18 protein-coding genes are annotated in these 17254 nt (G+C 50.2%); 12 read left to right on the top strand and 6 right to left on the bottom strand.

Translation table 11 applies throughout. The features are described 5' to 3' along the window. Positions 1 to 82 precede the first annotated feature (82 nt). From prmB to C2M35_RS10675, 6 genes are all read left to right on the top strand, one after another. Positions 83 to 1018 (top strand): 50S ribosomal protein L3 N(5)-glutamine methyltransferase, encoded by a 936-nt coding sequence (gene prmB / locus C2M35_RS10700; RefSeq protein WP_105265304.1) that lies wholly within the window; start codon positions 83 to 85, stop codon positions 1016 to 1018. 41 nt (positions 1019 to 1059) lie between these two features. Next, a complete protein-coding gene (aroC, locus tag C2M35_RS10695) occupies positions 1060 to 2160 on the top strand; it encodes a chorismate synthase (protein WP_105265303.1) in 1101 nt (366 codons plus the stop codon). An 85-nt stretch (positions 2161 to 2245) separates the two neighbouring features. Continuing rightward, positions 2246 to 2800 (top strand): elongation factor P hydroxylase, encoded by a 555-nt coding sequence (locus tag C2M35_RS10690; RefSeq protein ID WP_105265302.1) that lies wholly within the window; start codon positions 2246 to 2248, stop codon positions 2798 to 2800. Beyond that, the gene (locus C2M35_RS10685; RefSeq protein WP_105201020.1) at positions 2790 to 3920 is read left to right on the top strand and encodes an ATP-NAD kinase family protein; all 1131 of its coding nucleotides are present in this window, start codon (positions 2790 to 2792) and stop codon (positions 3918 to 3920) included. Before C2M35_RS10690 ends, C2M35_RS10685 begins: the two co-directional genes overlap by 11 nt. After that, positions 3920 to 4198 (top strand): YfcL family protein, encoded by a 279-nt coding sequence (locus tag C2M35_RS10680; protein ID WP_105201021.1) that lies wholly within the window; start codon positions 3920 to 3922, stop codon positions 4196 to 4198. The genes C2M35_RS10685 and C2M35_RS10680 overlap by 1 nt, the downstream gene beginning before the upstream one ends. Positions 4199 to 4371: 173 nt before the next feature. Then, positions 4372 to 5928, top strand: coding sequence for an AbgT family transporter (locus C2M35_RS10675; RefSeq protein WP_105201022.1), 1557 nt, complete (start codon positions 4372 to 4374; stop codon positions 5926 to 5928). Positions 5929 to 5994: 66 nt separating this feature from the next. On the opposite strand, the gene C2M35_RS10670 is transcribed toward C2M35_RS10675, so the two are convergent. Both C2M35_RS10670 and smpB read right to left on the bottom strand, forming a co-directional pair. Continuing rightward, positions 5995 to 8595 carry a TonB-dependent receptor gene (locus C2M35_RS10670; protein ID WP_105265301.1) on the bottom strand — a complete coding sequence of 867 codons (2601 nt, stop codon included), beginning with the start codon at positions 8593 to 8595 and terminating at the stop codon, positions 5995 to 5997. Positions 8596 to 8919: 324 nt separating this feature from the next. Further along, complete coding sequence (smpB, locus tag C2M35_RS10665; RefSeq protein ID WP_105201024.1) at positions 8920 to 9402, bottom strand: SsrA-binding protein SmpB; 483 nt, start codon at positions 9400 to 9402, stop codon at positions 8920 to 8922. A 163-nt stretch (positions 9403 to 9565) separates the two neighbouring features. Between smpB and C2M35_RS10660 the strand changes: the two genes are divergently transcribed. Both C2M35_RS10660 and C2M35_RS10655 read left to right on the top strand, forming a co-directional pair. Then, positions 9566 to 10006: a type II toxin-antitoxin system RatA family toxin gene (locus tag C2M35_RS10660; RefSeq protein WP_105201025.1), complete on the top strand. Its 441-nt coding sequence runs from the start codon at positions 9566 to 9568 to the stop codon at positions 10004 to 10006. Beyond that, the gene (locus C2M35_RS10655; protein ID WP_105213029.1) at positions 10006 to 10338 is read left to right on the top strand and encodes an RnfH family protein; all 333 of its coding nucleotides are present in this window, start codon (positions 10006 to 10008) and stop codon (positions 10336 to 10338) included. The genes C2M35_RS10660 and C2M35_RS10655 overlap by 1 nt, the downstream gene beginning before the upstream one ends. Before the next feature lie 65 nt (positions 10339 to 10403). Here C2M35_RS10655 and C2M35_RS10650 read toward each other — a convergent pair whose 3' ends face one another. Beyond that, the gene (locus C2M35_RS10650) at positions 10404 to 10766 is read right to left on the bottom strand and encodes an outer membrane protein assembly factor BamE (RefSeq protein WP_105201027.1); all 363 of its coding nucleotides are present in this window, start codon (positions 10764 to 10766) and stop codon (positions 10404 to 10406) included. A 268-nt stretch (positions 10767 to 11034) separates the two neighbouring features. On the opposite strand from C2M35_RS10650, the gene C2M35_RS10645 reads away from it, so the two are divergent. After that, positions 11035 to 11334 carry a GIY-YIG nuclease family protein gene (locus C2M35_RS10645; RefSeq protein WP_105201028.1) on the top strand — a complete coding sequence of 100 codons (300 nt, stop codon included), beginning with the start codon at positions 11035 to 11037 and terminating at the stop codon, positions 11332 to 11334. On the opposite strand, the gene C2M35_RS10640 is transcribed toward C2M35_RS10645, so the two are convergent. From C2M35_RS10640 to ilvC, 3 genes are all read right to left on the bottom strand, one after another. Continuing rightward, a complete protein-coding gene (locus C2M35_RS10640; protein WP_105265300.1) occupies positions 11282 to 12175 on the bottom strand; it encodes a M20/M25/M40 family metallo-hydrolase in 894 nt (297 codons plus the stop codon). The two genes, C2M35_RS10645 and C2M35_RS10640, sit on opposite strands and share 53 nt — an antisense overlap. Continuing rightward, complete coding sequence (locus tag C2M35_RS10635) at positions 12172 to 13341, bottom strand: tetratricopeptide repeat protein (protein ID WP_105265299.1); 1170 nt, start codon at positions 13339 to 13341, stop codon at positions 12172 to 12174. The genes C2M35_RS10640 and C2M35_RS10635 overlap by 4 nt, the downstream gene beginning before the upstream one ends. A 196-nt stretch (positions 13342 to 13537) precedes the next feature. Further along, positions 13538 to 15010, bottom strand: a complete 1473-nt coding sequence (gene ilvC / locus C2M35_RS10630; RefSeq protein ID WP_105265298.1) for a ketol-acid reductoisomerase — start codon at positions 15008 to 15010, stop codon at positions 13538 to 13540. A gap of 120 nt (positions 15011 to 15130) precedes the next feature. Here ilvC and ilvY point away from each other — a divergent pair, with 120 nt between their 5' ends. The 3 genes from ilvY to C2M35_RS10615 form a co-directional block, all read left to right on the top strand. Next, positions 15131 to 16012: an HTH-type transcriptional activator IlvY gene (gene ilvY, locus C2M35_RS10625; protein WP_105201032.1), complete on the top strand. Its 882-nt coding sequence runs from the start codon at positions 15131 to 15133 to the stop codon at positions 16010 to 16012. Between the two features lie 110 nt (positions 16013 to 16122). Next, positions 16123 to 16953, top strand: coding sequence for a MipA/OmpV family protein (locus C2M35_RS10620; protein WP_105265297.1), 831 nt, complete (start codon positions 16123 to 16125; stop codon positions 16951 to 16953). A gap of 10 nt (positions 16954 to 16963) precedes the next feature. Then, positions 16964 to 17254: DUF3019 domain-containing protein (locus tag C2M35_RS10615; RefSeq protein WP_158677965.1), on the top strand; the 291-nt coding region annotated here is incomplete at its 3' end.

The following is a 17254-nucleotide window of genomic DNA, read 5'->3' as shown; positions in this document are numbered from 1 at the left end:
AGATTTTAGCCAAAAAAAGCGTAAAAACCTAGCGCTAAACACGCTACAATGGCGACATTATTAGCTGAACTAGCAACAGAATATGAACGAAAACCTTATTAGCGACGCTGAACTGCAAGAAGCTCAGCAGGAATTGCATAGCATTAGTGATTGGCTACGCTGGACAACCAGTCAATTTAGCGCCCATGGTATTTACTTTGGCCATGGTACAGACAACGCCTGGGATGAAGCGGTGGCACTTATTTTACCTTCACTGCACTTGCCTATGGATGCGCCGCAAAACCTGCTTGGCAGTCGCCTGACCAGCACCGAAAAAGCACATTTGAGTGCGCTTATCGCCAGACGCATTAATGAGCGTACGCCTGTGGCCTATTTGACTAATCAAGGCTACTTCGCCGGCATGCCGTTTTATGTCGACGAGCGAGTGCTGGTGCCGCGTTCGCCTTTTGCCGAGCTGATCAGTGAGCAATTCTCTCCTTGGATTCAACACCCTGAGCAGATCACCCGCGTACTGGATATGTGTACCGGCTCAGGTTGTATCGCCATTGCCCTTGCGCAGGCCTTTGACAACGCCTTGGTGGATGCGGTGGATATCTCCCCGGATGCCTTAGCTGTGGCCGATATCAATATTCAGGATTACCAGTTAGAGGATAGAGTCATGCCGATTCTGTCCGATGTCTTTAGTGGCGTCGGCGATGAAAAATACGATCTTATCGTTGCTAACCCGCCTTATGTGGACGCCGAAGACATGGCTGACTTGCCAGAAGAATTTCATCACGAGCCCGAGCTGGGTCTGGCCTCTGGTGAAGACGGCTTGGATGTAACCCGTGAGTTACTGGCCAAGGCTTCTGCCCATTTGACCGAGCAGGGCTTGTTATTTGTTGAAGTAGGCAACTCTATGGTACATATGGATATGCTTTACCCCGACGCGCCCTTTACCTGGTTAGAATTTGAACACGGTGGCCTTGGGGTATTTATGATTTCGAAAGCGGATCTTGACGCCTACTTTGGGCAATAAGACTCGCTGACTTTTCGCGCCATTTGGAATGAGGATGAAATATGGCAGGTAATAGTATCGGGCAGCTGTTTCGGGTGTCCACATTTGGTGAGAGCCACGGCCCCGCCTTGGGTGGGGTGGTCGATGGTTGTCCCGCCGGTTTAGAGCTTGGTGAAGCGGATTTACAGGGCGATTTAGACCGCCGTAAACCGGGACAAAGTCGCTACACCACGGCGCGTCGTGAAGAGGATAAAGTGAAGATCCTCTCCGGCGTGTTTGAAGGACAAACCACGGGTACCAGCATAGGTTTGTTGATTGAAAACACAGATCAGCGCTCCAAAGACTACAGCAAGATCAAAGACGTGTTTCGTCCTGGTCATGGTGATTACACCTATTGGCACAAATACGGTATTCGTGACTATCGTGGTGGTGGCCGCTCATCGGCACGGGAAACCGCGATTCGTGTGGCCGCCGGTGCTATTGCCAAAAAATACCTTAAGCAATTCCATGGCATAGAAGTCAAAGCCTGTTTGTCACAGCTTGGCCCCATTAAGGCCGAGCAGTATGACTGGGCACAGGTCGAGCAAAATGCGTTTTTCTTCCCAGATAGCAGCAAGCTTGATGCTCTGGACGAATATATGCGCGATTTGAAAAAACAAGGCGACTCTATCGGCGCCAAGGTCAAGGTGGTTGCCAGTGGCGTTCCCGTTGGTTTGGGTGAGCCTGTGTTTGACCGCCTCGATGCGGAGCTGGCTCATTCGCTGATGAGCATCAATGCAGTTAAAGGCGTGGAAATCGGCGACGGCTTTGCGGTAGTCGAACAAAAGGGCTCGGAGCATCGCGATGAGCTGACTCCCGAAGGTTTTACCTCTAACCATGCCGGCGGCGTGCTCGCGGGCATTTCCACCGGTCAGGATATTGTTGCCAGTATTGCCCTTAAGCCAACCTCCAGCATTACCGTGGTGGGGCAGAGTATCAACACCAGCAATGAAGCGGTGGAGATGATCACCAAGGGTCGCCACGACCCCTGTGTCGGCATTCGTGCCATTCCTATCGCCGAAGCCATGATGGCTATCACCCTGATGGATCACTTATTGCGTCAACGGGGGCAAAACCCTGATGTGCAACTTGAGCATGGGCCCATCCCGGGGCAAAGAGCCTAACAAAAAGCGCAGCCCCTGGGCTGCGTTTTTACTTTAGCGGCCAAAGCCCGTACAATCGCGCTGTGTTTTAGATTTCCCCTTAGTTATGCATCAGGTTGACGAACTCATCACGCTCTTTGAGCGCACATTTTTTGCGAGCCATAACACCCGTTTGGTACGAGGCGATATTGAGCCTATTTATCTGCCCGCCGATGACGAGTGCGACTTTCATCGCATCGTTTTCGCCCACGGTTTCTATGCCAGTGCCCTGCATGAAATAGCCCATTGGCTGGTGGCCGGAGAGCGCCGACGTCAATTGGAAGATTATGGCTACTGGTATTGCCCCGACGGCCGGGATAAGGCGCAGCAACATGAGTTTGAAAGTGTCGAAGTGCACCCACAGGCCATTGAATGGGCGCTGTGTTTGGCCGCCGGTTTTACCTTTAACGTCTCCGCCGATAATCTTGGCGGTGAGCAGACCTGTCGCTTCTCCTTTCAAAAGCGGGTCTATGATAAACTCCAGACCCTGATAAAGCAGGGCTTTAATGAGCGCACTGAGCAATTGCTTAAGGCGCTGGCACAGCATTATGGTCAAGCTTATCCGCTGCGCCGAGAGCAGCTACAATGGCAACCTCCAAAGGAACTAGATTATGCAGTTTAAGCTGGGTTTTATTATCAATCCTGTAGCCGGCCTGGGAGGCGCGGTGGCTCTAAAGGGCAGTGATGGTGCCGATACCGCCGCTAAAGCCATGGCCCTTGGCGCCGAGCCCAAAGCGCATCTGCGTGCTCGCGCGGCGCTTGAACAACTGGTGCCTTATCAAGAGAATTTAACCATCTATACCGTCAATGGCGGCATGGGGGAGCAGGTGGCCCGCGATCTCGGCTTTAATGTTGAGGTGGTGTATCACAGTGCTAGCCCAACTACGGCACAGGACACAGAGCATGCGGCGCAGTTGCTTTGTGAGCAGGGCGTTGACCTTATTTTGTTTGCTGGCGGTGATGGTACCGCACGCAATCTTTGTCATGCTATTGGCGAGCGAGTACCTGCCTTGGGCATTCCCGCCGGTTGTAAAATTCACTCAGGCGTCTATGCCATCACCCCCAAAGCGGCAGGCCGTGTGGTGGAAATGCTGGTCAAGGGCGAACTGGTCACCCTTAGTGAAAGCGATGTGATGGATATAGACGAAGATGCTTTTAGGGCCGGAGCGGTGCGCGCCAAGCGCTATGGCGAGCTGCGGGTGCCAAGCGAGTTGCGTTATGTGCAGGCGGTGAAAAACGGCGCAGGTAAAGAAGTAGACGAGCTGGTGCTTGCTGATATCGCCGCCTATGTGGTCAGCGAAATGGACGAAGACTGGCAATATATTATTGGCTCTGGCTCAACCGTGGCCGCGGTAATGGAAGAAATGGGCCTGGACAACACCCTGCTTGGCGTTGACCTGGTAAAAGACCAGGAATTAATAGGCCGGGATATGACGGCGCAACAGTTGCTCGAGGCCTGTAAAGACCAGCCGACTAAGCTGGTGATCACCCTGATAGGTGGTCAGGGTCACCTATTTGGTCGCGGCAACCAGCAATTGAGCCCGGCGCTTATTCGCGCCATAGGCAAAGAGAATATTATCGTGGTGGCGACAAAGAGCAAGCTACAGGCCCTTGAAGGTCGGCCACTGATTTGTGATACCGGCGACAGTGCCCTGGACGACGAATTATCCGGTTATATCCAAGTAACCACAGGTTTTAATGACCACGTGCTCTATGCCGTGGGCCACAATGAGGAGCAGTAATGCCTTATTCAAACTATGTAGACGCGGCACAGCGTTTTTTTGACGACCTGGTTGAGCATGCCGATGACGACCAGCTTTTTGCCGGCGGCTATTTGCGCGGTCACTTTGATTTGGCCGTGGGCTATGCCCAAGTAGAAAACCTGGCTCTAAGCCCACAGGAGCTAAACGAGCAAATCGAGCAGAGCCTGGTTAAGGCCTATCATAATGGCGAATTAACCGACACAGATCGCGACCATGTAGTGGTGATCTGGGAGCAGGTGAAAGCCCTGGCCAGCTAAGAGCCAAGGATTTCTAGTTTACAGGCATTAGTTCGTTCTAATGCTTTAGCATGTAGCCTTTATGTTAATTTTCAAGTAGGCTGCTTGTTGTTATTCACTCGGGCCCAGTGCCCGAGTGACTGTTTTTAGGTTATACCAATTCTGTTAAGTGAATTGGTATTAGGAGTCACAATATGAATAATAATAACGGTGACCAGCAAGGAGCTGCACCAGGCGGCGCAATCGCGCGCTTCCTTAACACCATAGAGCGAGTGGGGAATAAACTGCCGGATCCGGCGATGATCTTCCTCTTTGCTATGTTACTTATCTGGGTTTTATCCTGGGCCTTCTCGGGCGTGACCTTTGATGTTATCGACCCACGCACTAAAGCCCCCATAGTGGTGAATAATCTGCTTACTGGCCAGGCCTTGGCGGGCTTTTTGGCTTCCATGGTTACAACCTTTACCAGTTTTGCACCCTTAGGCGTGGTACTGGTGGCCATGCTGGGTGTGGGTGTGGCCGAGCATTCCGGTTATATCAATACCGGCATTAAGTTGATGCTTAAACGCACACCTAAGGCGCTGCTGACGCCCATGGTGATCTTGGTGGGTATTGTTTCGCACACAGCCACAGATGCCGGGTATGTGCTGGTAATTCCGCTTGCCGGGGTGATCTTCTATGCCATGGGGCGTCATCCCTTGGCGGGTATTGCCGCGGCTTTCGCCGGGGTAAGTGGCGGCTTTAGCGCCAACTTTATTCCATCGGGCATAGATCCCTTACTGCAAAGCTTTACCCAAAGTGCGGCGCAGATCATCGACCCGAGTATGGAAGTGAACCCGCTTAACAATTATTACTTCACCTCACTGTCGAGCATTTTTATCGTGCTGGTGGGCTGGTATATCACCGACAAAATTATTGAGCCGCGTCTGAAAAGCTCAGAAGTGGACGGTAATACCGATGAACTGCCCGCCTTTGATCAGGCCACGGGTAAAGAAAAGAAAGCCTTTTTAATCGCCACCGGCGTTATGCTGGCCGGCTTGGCCTTGTTAGCCTATGTCGCGAGCTTAGATACGTCACCGCTGCGTGCCAAAAATGGCAATCTGGCGGATTTTAGTGCGCCGATTATGCAATCCATAGTGCCGCTGATTTTCTTGCTGTTCTGGATACCCGGAGCGGTCTACGGCTTTGTTGCCGGTACCTTTAAGAGCTCCAAAGACATGATTATGGCCATGACCAAGTCCATGGAAGGCATGGCCTACTATATAGTTATGGCGTTTTTCTGTGCCTTGTTTATTGCCGCCTTTGCGCAGTCGAATCTCGGCGCCTTGTTAGCCATTGAAGGGGCTGCGGTACTTAAGTCTATGTCGCTGCCAAGTGGGGTGACCATAGTCGGTATCATCTTCTTAACCGCCTTTGTAAACCTGTTTGTAGGCTCAAGCTCGGCGAAATGGGCACTGCTAGGACCTATTTTTGTGCCTATGCTGATGCAGCTGAATATTTCTCCGGACTTAACTCAGGCCGCTTATCGCGTCGGGGATTCCAGCTCTAACATCATTACTCCGCTGATGCCTTACTTCCCGCTGGTAGTGGTCTACTGTCAGAAGTATGTTAAAAACACAGGTATAGGTACCCTGATTGCCATGATGCTGCCTTACTCCATCGCTTTCCTCGTAGGCTGGAGCCTGTTCTTACTGGCTTATTGGGGTCTGGGTATTCCGCTGGGTATTCAAGCTTCATATACCTACGGCTAACTAGCTCAGGTATCACAACGCAAATAAAAAGGCCGCTATTTAGCGGCCTTTGTCGTGTTTGGCGTATTAGTTAAAGCGCCATGTCAGGTTGGTGTAGATATAACGACCACGGGGGTTGTGTACCGATGATACATAACCGTAAAGGTCGGAATCGCCATCACCAATAGCGAACGGTGGCTCTTCGTCGAAGACGTTGTTCATGCCCACAGAGATACGAATATCGTCATTGAAGTTATAAGCACCTTGAATATCTACCAGGGTGTGCGAGTCAACGTCACGTGATTTCTGGGTGTCAAAATCAAGGGCACCGTCGAAATCGATATCAGGAGTATCTTCAAACGAGCCGACGTAACTGATGTTCATGTTGACATTGAAGTCCTGGAACTCCCAGTTGGTGGCGAATAAACCACGGTGACGCGGGTACTCGTACTCGCCAATATATTCACGGCCATCTTTGTTGAACTCGTGCATATATGACCACTCAAGGTTGAACTTGAGCAGACCCATGTCGTCCATATCCATCTTATAGTTGGTGGATATATCGATACCCGAGGCTTCTTGCGAGGAGACGTTTTCAAACGTGCTATGCACCTGTTGGATCACGCCCAGGCTTTGGCCTGCAGCAGGAGGAAGGCGAACACACACAGTGCTGTTTTGGTCGTTACAGTGAGTGTTGTAAACACTACCGAAGTCTTGCTCGTCAATCTTATTGTCTTGCTCTATGCTCCAGATATCTACTGAAAGTCCGAACTCGTTAACAGGCGCCCAAATAGCACCTAGGTTCCAAGATTCCGACTCTTCCGCTTCCAGATCCGGGTTACCGGCAAACTCGATGTTGTAGTCAAGTAAGTCACAGTCTTGGCCCGTGGCCTGACAACGATAGGTATCAACGAAGAATTGGCTCTCTTCCGATGGACCTAAGCCAATTTGTGCCAATGATGGCGCTCGGAAACCCTGAGCCCATGAGCCACGTAAAGAGAACTCGCCGTTTGGTGCCCATTTAAAGGCGACTTTCGGGTTAGTTGTTGAACCAAAGTCGCTGTAGTCATCGTGACGACCAGCAAGTTGTAGCTCAAGCTGATCGCTTAGCGGAATTGAGAATTCCACATAGGCTGCCCACTGGTCGCGTTTCGCTGCTGCTGATACCGACTCGGTGCCGAAGATCAAGCCGCGCTGGAATTGATCATCCGGTACGTCGCTGACGTCTTCTTCACGGTACTCAAGGCCTGCCGCCATCATTACCGTCTGCTCGTTAAACTCAAAGGCTTCACCGCTGATGCTGGCATCGAATGAAGTCATGTGCGACTCACCGCGACGTACCAGGCTGGTGGTGATACGGTCGATAACTTCAGCTGAGTTCTGTACACCGCCGAAGGGGTTATAGTTACCGGCATCGATTTCCTGCTGTAGGAAGTCAACACGAACCCAACCCATGGAGCGATCACCGCTTTGCTCGGACTTACTGCGACCTTTTTGTGCTGCTACTTCCCAGCCCCAGTCGTTGATTTCACCGCGCAGACCTGCAACTAGGCGCAGGGTGTCTGATTCTATATCCCAGCGGCGCGGTCCGGCATCTACGGTACGGTAACGACCGATCTCAATGTCTTGACCAAATGGGTTATTTGGGTGGCTACCTGGAACCGTTAGGCCCGCATCTTCATCTAATGGCGTGGGTGCACCAGCGGCTTTAGAGGAGTTGTGCTGGGCGGCGATTTCCATAAAGGCGGTGATATCGTTATCGAATTTATAATCGAATTGGGCGATGGCACCCACTCGCTCGGCAGGCGGGGTAATAAAGCCATAAGGACCGTAATCGAATAAACAGCTACCGCTGGAGGTAGCGCTGTCGGCTGGGCAATCTGGGTCAATGGTTTTCACGCCATCGACGTAGAAGTAACCCGGAAAACCGCGTGATGAGCGAAAATCCATACCACCGTAAGGTGATTGGTTGGCCGTGCCCAAGGAGCCCATTTCATCGGATTCAAGGCCGGTGTTTTTGAAGTAATCGAGAATAACCGAGGCGCTGCCTTTGGCGCTGGTGGTACCCCAGACCACACTGGCGGTGGTTTCTTCATGGTTTGGTCCCGTGGTTCCACCATAGCCGAGGTTGACCTCTATGCCTTCGATGTCCTTTTTCAGGACCACGTTGACTACGCCGGCCACCGCATCGGAACCATAAATGGCCGAGGCGCCGTCTTTTAAGATATCGATGCGCTCGATGGCCGATACCGGGATCGAGTTGATATCAACGAAAGAGTTGGTAATGCTCTCGGCGAAGGCACTGATAGCGACGCGGCGACCATTGATCAGCACCAAGGTCGCATCTGGGCCCAGACCACGTAAGCTCACCGCGGCACCACCATTGGCGGTTGAATCCTGGTTATTGCCGCGGGTCGAGAAGGTACCATTACCGGCAACTGGCATACGCTCTAGCAGCTGTTGCAGGTTGTCGTAACCCATATTGGCAATGTCTTCTTTGCCGATACTTTGTACCGGTGAAGGGCCTTCCATATCGGTACGTTTAATACGTGAGCCGGTAACTTCGATGCGTTCGACTTTTTCTGTGGTTGCCTCTTCGGCTTGGGCCTGAATAGACACGGATAGCGCGCCGGTGCCTAAAGCCAAGGTGAGTGCCGTGCCAAGAGCACTGGGTGTGAACTTTCTCATCCTGAAATCCTTATTATCCCTGTGGGGATTTTTCATTGTCATAATTATCTACTGCTAAATATCCACGTAGGAGTGTAGTAGAAATTTAGTAGAAACATAGAATTAACATTGTTAACAAGGATAAAGCAATGCACCTTTTGGTTGAATCTGTAAAAAAGCGTGTAGATTATTTTACGATTACGGGGGAAAGGCAGAAAGGGCGGCGCTTGTGGGCGCTACAGGCGAGGGGAATGCAATATTTTGTTACTAGGTTGTGGCTCTAGGCAATGGCTCTAGATCAGGTTGGCAGGTAAGGGGCATAAATAAAGCGAACCTGGGTTCGCTTTATTTTGCCTTGTGCTTTAGGGTTCGCTCTTTTTCGCGGGCCCAGTCCTTTTCTTTGGTATCGGCACGCTTATCGTGCATCTTTTTACCCTTGGCGAGGTAAAACTCCAATTTCACCCAGCATTTTTTCCAATACATGGCGGTGGCAATTAAAGAGTAACCTTCGCGCTCGGTGGCGCCGATCAAGCGGTCAATTTCACGCTTATTTAAAAGCAACTTGCGATAGCGCATGGGATCGCAAATGGTATGGGTTGAGGCGCTGTTCAGGGGTTGGATTTGGCTCCCCAATAGGTAGGCTTCCCCGTTCTTTATATGAATATAGGTTTCGGAGATATTTACCTTACCGGCGCGAATACTTTTCACTTCCCAGCCTTGAAGCTCAAGGCCGGCCTCGAATTTATCGTGTAAAAAATACTCATGACGCGCTTTTTTGTTAAGCGCGATGGTATTTGAGGTCGATTTTGCTGTTTTTTTCTTTGCCATAGTGGCGCCATTATACTGATTGTATGTGTATTTACACCAGTTTTTTATTACCTGTTTGGAGCTTGATGCGGGGTCTGATATTAACGCTATGCAGGTGCCTTGCGAATGCCCCTTGGGGCTGGCCCTAAAGCTTGCTAGAATTGCGCTGTTGTGAGGAGAGGTTATGCCACAAATAGAAAAATCAGCGCTGGTGATGTATAGCAGCAAGGAAATGTTCGACCTGGTCAATGATGTCGATGCATACCCGGAGTTTTTACCCCATTGCAGTGACGCCAAGGTGTTTGCACAGCAGCAAAATCATATGCGCGCCGGATTGGAAATATCCAAGGCCGGACTAAAAAAGTGGTTTACCACCGAAAACACGCTTGATGCCGAGCAGCACACCATAGCCCTGGCTTTGGTGGATGGCCCCTTTAAGCATTTGCATGGTCATTGGCAGTTTATGCCCCTGGATGAGCATGCCTGCAAGGTGAGCCTTAAATTGGAATTCGAGTTTGCCAGCAAGTTGGTGGAAATGGCCTTTGGTCGCGTCTTTAATGAGGTCGCGAAAAACATGGTGCAGGCTTTTACCCAGCGCGCCAAAGTGGTGTACGGAGAGCGTTAATGATAGAAGTTGAAGTGGTCTTTGCCTTGCCCGATAAAGCAACCGTGCTCAGTGTTGAAGTGCCCAAGGGCAGCACAGCTGAAGAAGCGGTATTGAAATCGGGAATAGTGGAAAAGTGCCCGGAAATTGATATGAAAAACCTGACCCTGGGTATTTGGAACCGCACCTGCAAGCTGGATACCGAGCTTAAAGCCGGTGACAGGGTAGAGATTTACCGTCCGCTTATTGCCGATCCTAAAGAAGCGCGCCGTAAACGCGCGGAAAAAGCTAAAGAAGAAGGACGAGCCAATAAAATCACTGGCGCCAAGGTGAAAAGCGATGACCAAGGTTAAAGGGTTAAAATAATAGCTTGAGCATAAAAAAACGCAGCCTGGGCTGCGTTTTTTACATCAGTTCGCTATTGTTCTAGCGGAGTATTAAAGTCTTCTGGTTGCTCGTAATCTTCCGAGCTGATGCTCACCAGGCGCTCGTTGGCAAATTGCAGCTTCAGCTGTTTGCGTTGTTCGGACTGGCGGTCAAGGTTGAAAACATAAAGGTAATACCAGGTATCCTTGTCGAAAGCATCCTGTGCAACAGGCTTACCAAGCACGTAAAGTACTTGCTCGCGGGTCATATCAACACGTAATTTATCAACGTCGGATTGTTCTAGAAAGTTTCCCTGGGGAATATTGATGCGGTAGACCCAACTAGAGCATGCACTTAAACTACTGCATACAATAACGATGGCTGCTACCAGCGAAAACTGTTTAAACCACTGCATGTTCGATTATCAGTCCTTATTTATTGTTGTTAGCATGATACCCATTCGACACCGAAGGTAAAGCGCGAAATCATAAATCATACCAATTCTGTTAAGTATGTGATCAGATATAGCGCTGGATAAATGTTGTGATAACAAGGCGGAATTTTTCTTATGTAGTTATTCTACATCGAAAAATTTCAACACAGTTAGCACGATATTTAGCCCGCTAGAGTGATTAGCTATTTAAGTGAATTGGTATAAGACCCTAACCGAGGTAATTAGTTTAATGAGTTTAGATAAATCCGAGTTGTGGTGGCTGTATATTGTGCAAACAAAATACGGTCATTGGTATACCGGAGTCAGTAATAATGTCGTTAAACGCCTGCAGGCCCATGAGCAGGGTAAGGGGGCGAAAAACCTCAAGGGCAAGGGTCCGCTCACCTTGGTTTTCACCATGCCTGTGGGCACGCGCAGCGCTGCCTGCAAACTAGAGAACGAGGTTAAAAAGCGTAGTCGTGCCGGCAAAGAAAAGTTTATTCACGAACATGAAAATCATCGCACCGAGATCCTAGCAACTCCCCAATAAACTGGGTTAATAATTGCAGTGTTTGCGCATAACGCTCGTCGTGGATCTGCGCTAGCGTGTCGCTTGTTTGATGATAATGGGGGTCATCTGCGGCGGTGACAAAGATAAAGGGCAATTTTTGCCGAGCAAAAGCCCAATGATCGCTGGCCCTTAGCCAGTCGATACGCTCGCCATCAAGACGGCGATTAATGCTACGGTTGCTTCTGGCCAACTGGGTTCTTATTGGGCTGTTATCTAAATGCCTTTTCGCTATCGGGCATAATGACTCTCGGGTATAGAAAAAAAGCCGACTGTTGGCGCGCGGTAAATTAAGCATATCGAGATTAATATTAAGGCGCACCGCATCATGGTCTTTGTTTTCGACAAAGTGTTTGGCGCCATACAGGCCATTTTCTTCGGCATCGAAGGCGGCAAAGGTGATGTGCTTACGCAGCGGATGCAGCTGCTCGGCGAGATACAAGATAGCGGCGACGCCAGAGGCGTTGTCATTGGCTCCGGGGTAATAATTATGTCCTGAGTTTCCCAAATGATCGTAATGAGCGCTGATCACCACACAATTTTGCAGGCAATCATTGCTGATAATATTACGCCCTTGACCCTGTTGAAAAAAGCCTTGCTTAAAGGCAAAGGGCTGCACCTGAGTTTGATATCCCAATTGTTGTAGCCGCCTTTGCACATAATCGCCGGCTTGGGCACCGCTATTGCTGCCCGCCTTGCGCCCGGCCAGATCTTCGCTGCTCAGGTAGGTTAAATCTCTGTGCCATTGGGGTGAACTTGTTGCCATGGCCGGGTTTGCCGCCAGCCAAATAAGCGCCGTGGCTAAAAATATGAGTGTCTTCATCGATTGTTAGCTACTAGCTCCAAGCTTGCCAGTTTGCCGCGGTAACGCAATTTATCATAGTCAAATTGCGCCCGCTTTTGCGCCATCAGCAAGTAGCGGCGTGTGGCCTTAATATCGCCCATCAGGTAATAGGTGTGAGCCATGCCGAAGTAGCTTTCGTGAATGCGCTCGTCCAGTTCGCGCGCCTTACGAAAGTGAGTAAGTGCCTTAGCGTACTGTTTTTGTACCAGGCTGTCGTTACCCAGGGCAATATGATAGTAGGGGTTGTTTTTGCGCATTTGCACCAGCTTATGCTCTATCTCCTCGGCTTGTTGTTCGCGCCCGGTATGACGATACAGAATCGCCAGATTTCCGAGCGCCGTGTTGTTATCCTTGTCGATATTGATGGCGTATTGATAGATGCGCTCGGCGCGCTCATAGTCATCGATTAAACGATAGAGGATGCCTAAATTACCCCAGCCGCCGGAGTAATAGGGATCCATTTGTGTGGCCGCATAGAAGTAACTGTAGGCGCGCTCATAGTCTTGATCTACCAATGCGGTGGCGCCCTTGTTGTTATAAAACATGGCGGCGACGCGCTCTTTGGTGATGTCTGTGATTTTAAACTGGCTGCCGGATAAATCCGGGGCAAAGTCCACGGTTACCTCACGTTCGGCGTTGTAAAGTTCATAAACGTCATTACGGCGACGCGGTGTGTATAAGCGCAGGTTAATATGGCCGGTGAGCAGGTTATAGCCGCGATTAAGGGCCCAGTACTCGGGAATATGTACGCGCTGGAATTGCCCCTGAAGCCCCAGGTGTTCGGCCATGCTAAAGGCCAAAATGGACAGCGACAAACAGTTGGCATTGAGTTGTTTATAGGTTTGCGCAGCGGTCAGGGTAGCACCGGATTGATAGCGCACGCTTTTGTCGCCGTTTTCCAAAATGAGCATCATTAAGCGCTTGGTGGCGCTGAGATTACCGGAACGGGTGGCAAAGACGTTATTTAACTGGGCTTTCATCGTACTGGTTAGTGCGAATATTTCCTCCAAACTTTCCACCGGCTGGGCTTGGAGCTGCGGGTGTTGCGCCAAATTAATAGGCGGTGCAGGAAGCTCTGTGACTTGTGTGCTATTGCAGCCCCATAACAGCAAAAGTGGGATAACCAGGGTAATTAAGGCGCGCATACTAACCTCCACGGCTCAGGCGTATCTAAAACTTAGACCCCAATCCTTGGAAGAATACTCGCTTAAGTATAGTGGAGGCTGATGCTTCACCGGCAGGTGAATTGTTACAAAGCATGAATGGGTGTTTGATTCTAAAGAAAAAAGCCCTGCGCATAGAGGCAGGGCTGAAGGGAGTCACAGCGTTTAAAGGTGCTGTTTATACAATTTTTTTCATCGCAGACATATAGCTGCGCAGCTTAGTGCCGACGATTTCCACCGGGTGGTTACGCAGCGCCGCGTTCACCTGGATCAAGGCTTGGTTATCAACGCCATTGTCCGTTTGCTCCAGACCGCGGCCGATCACATCCGTGTCGATATCGCGCATAAAGTCTTGTAGCAGGGGTAAACAGGCATGGTTATACAAGTAGCAGCCATATTCCGCGGTGTCAGAGATGGTGCGATTCATCTCATAAAGCTTTTTACGGGCTATGGTATTGGCGATAAGCGGCGTTTCATGGAGCGATTCATAATAGGCCGACTCGTCTTTAATGCCTGCTGCCGTCATAGTTTCATAGGCTAATTCAACACCGGCTTTAACCATGGCTATCATTAAGATACCGTTGTCGAAAAACTCCTGCTCGCTGATTTGTACATCGCTATTTTCTTGCTGTTCAAAGGCCGTGTCTGCCGTTTCTGCACGCCAGCTCAGTAATTTAACATCGTTTTCGGCCCAATCCGCCATCATGCCTTTGGAAAATTCGCCGCTGATGATGTCATCCATATGCTTGTTATAAAGCGGGCGCATAATGGTTTTCAGCTCTTCGCTTAGGGCAAAGGCCTTTAATTTTGCCGGGTTGCTCAAGCGGTCAAGCATATTGGTCACGCCGCCGTGTTTAAGTGCTTCGGTGATCACTTCCCAGCCGTATTGAATTAGCTTGGCGGCGTATCCGGCATCTATACCTTTTTCCACCATTTTATCGAAACACAGCAGTGAGCCGGTTTGTAGCATGCCGCATAAAATGGTTTGCTCACCCATAAGGTCCGATTTTACCTCGGCCACAAAGGATGACAGCAAAACGCCGGCGCGATCGCCACCTGTGCCCGCGGCATAGGCCTTAGCCTGAGCCAGGCCCTTACCCTGTGGATCGTTTTCCGGGTGAACGGCGATAAGCGTAGGCACACCAAAGCCGCGCTTGTATTCTTCACGTACTTCCGAACCCGGACATTTAGGAGCCACCATGATCACAGTGATGTCATCACGGATCTGCTTGCCTTCTTCAACTATGTTAAAGCCATGAGAGTAAGCCAGGGTGGCGCCTTGCTTCATCAGTGGCATTACCGCATCAACTACGGCGCTATGCTGCTTGTCCGGAGTCAGGTTTAATACCAGATCCGCATCTGGGATAAGCTCTTCATAGTTGCCGACTACAAAGCCATTTTCGCTGGCATTAAGAAATGATTGACGCTGCTCGCTAATGGCCGACTCACGTAGCGCATAGCTAACGTTTAGGCCCGAATCACGCAGATTTAAACCCTGGTTGAGGCCTTGAGCACCACAGCCGACAATGACCAGTTTTTTGCCAAGTAGTACCTGGACGCCGTCGCTAAACTCGCTACGGTCCATAAATTCACATTGCCCTAATTGTGCCAACTGCTCACGCAGCGGTAGAGAGTTAAAGTAATTTGCCATTGTCGGTCCTTAAAATAGAAGTGCTGCAAATAGGTCTGCTATTGAATGTAGGCAAAATAGTGTATTGCGTAAAATGATATATTTGCATTATTGTATTGCAGATATTGAAACGAGGTGGCCATGCAACATAAGCAACTCCATTACTTTTTGGCGCTCGCCGAGACCTTGCACTTTGGTCGCGCCAGCGAGCGCTGTTATATCAGTGCCTCGACCCTGAGTCGCAACATTAAGCAGCTAGAGCAGGAGGTAGGGAGCGAGCTGTTTGTGCGTGACAACCGTCAGGTACAGTTGACCTCGGCAGGCATGCATTTTATTCAATATGCCAAAAGCACCTTGGCTCATTGGCAGCAATTCAAAACCAGCCTGAGCCAGGAGCAGGAGGTAGCCGGTGAGCTCAGTATTTATTGCTCCGTCAGTGCCGCCTACAGCTTTTTAAACCCCTTGCTATCGGCACTGCGTCAGCGCCATGGCAAAATTGAAATGAAGTTGCATACAGGCGACCCGGCTCAGGCGCCGGAGCGGGTATTGGATCATCATGAGGACGTCGCCATCGCCGCCAGACCCGAGCGTTTGGCACAACAATTGGCATTTTGTCGTTTGGGTTGGTCGGAGCTGGTGTTTATCGCCCCAAAAATTCCCTGTGAGGTGAGCCAACAGATCAATCAGGGCGGGGCGATTGCCTGGGAGCAACTTCCCTTTATTATTCCCGAGCAGGGGGAAAATCGCACCCGCTTGATTAATTGGTGGCGAACAAGACGGATACAGCCGCCCATTTATGCCCAGGTCAGTGGCCATGAAGCTCTGGTGTCCATGGTCAGTTTGGGTTTGGGGGTGGCCTTGATCCCGCAGGTGGTGTTAGAGAATAGTCCGTTTAGTGATAAGGTGCAGATAGTCAAAGTCGGCGATGCGCCACCGCCGTTTGAAATTGGCTTGGTGGCCTTGCAACGACGTCTGTCTGAGCCGGTGCTCGGCGCCTGCTGGCAGTTGGCTGAGCAATTATAAATGGCGTCTAAGTGACCAAAATGAAGTGATTTGTTAACGATTGTTATTGCATACTGAACAAAACCTTGACTGTTGCTAGGATAGCGGCACTTTTATTTTCGGGAAAGCATATGCGTTTAGGGCTTCATTATTCGGTGTTGAGTGCCGCCTTGGCTGCGTTTGGCAGTGGCGTACAGGCCAATGAGGTACCCTTAAAGCAATGGCATCTTGGCGTGAACATCGGCTATGGGATGATGACCAACCCGCTTTATGGCGGCGATGATGTGTCCTTGTATCTGGTTCCCGATATCGCCTATTACACAGATACTTGGTATCTCGACAACAATCAGCTGGGTTACACCTTTATTAACCAAGACGCGCATGTGCTCAGTGCTATTACCGAGATTAACCCGGAAACACGATTTTTTGTCGATTGGCACCCCAGCAGTGTATTTGCGCTGCAACAAATAGACAGTAATACTCCTTTAGCAGCAGAAGGTCCGGCAAGAGTAAGAGTCGATGACCTTGATAAACGCCATTGGGCTCTCGATGCCGGTTTTGAATATCATTATTTCTCCCCGATAGGACAGTTTCAGGTCAAGGCTTTGGCGGATGTTAGCGATGTTTATCGCGGCTGGCGCGCACAAGCAAGCTGGCGTTGCGGGTATCGTTTTGAGCAATGGGTTTTGGAGCCCAATATCGGCGTCAATTACAGCAGTAGCGAGCAGAACGACTATTTTTATGGCTTAAGTCGTGAAGAAACAGGCGGTTATGCGGATATTCTTGTTGGTAGCAGTGTCCAGCCCTATGCTAAAATAGACGTTAGCTATATAGTCGACGAACGCAATGCGCTGCGTATGCATTTAGGTTATATCGATTACGATACTCAGGCCAAAGCCAGCCCATTGTTTAAGGAATCTTCTTCGTTGACCTTATTTATCGGTGTGAAGCACCTTTTTTAGTATGATGAGTGTGGCGGCAACAGCAGTGATCGGCAGTGTGATGATAATGACAGCCATGCCGGCGTACAGTGACGAACTGCTGGAGATCTCGCCACAATATTGTGTGGTTGAAAACAAAGAACAGGCCTGTACAACTGAGGTCAATATTCGCTGGACTTTGCCCGAAGCCATACCGGTGTGTTTGCTGGAAAATAAGCGCACCTTGGACTGTTGGCCCGCGCAGCAACAGGGGTTGTGGCAGTATAAAGCCGAGGTTCAGTTACCCGCCATATACTCCCTCACTCATGCGCACACAGGCGAA

Origin of the sequence: Pseudoalteromonas sp. T1lg76 (genome assembly GCF_002964725.1) — a bacterium.
In the GTDB taxonomy this organism is placed as follows: Bacteria; Pseudomonadota; Gammaproteobacteria; order Enterobacterales; family Alteromonadaceae; genus Pseudoalteromonas.
Note: the sequence above shows the minus strand (reverse complement) of the source record. Positions and strands in the feature narration are given on the sequence as shown.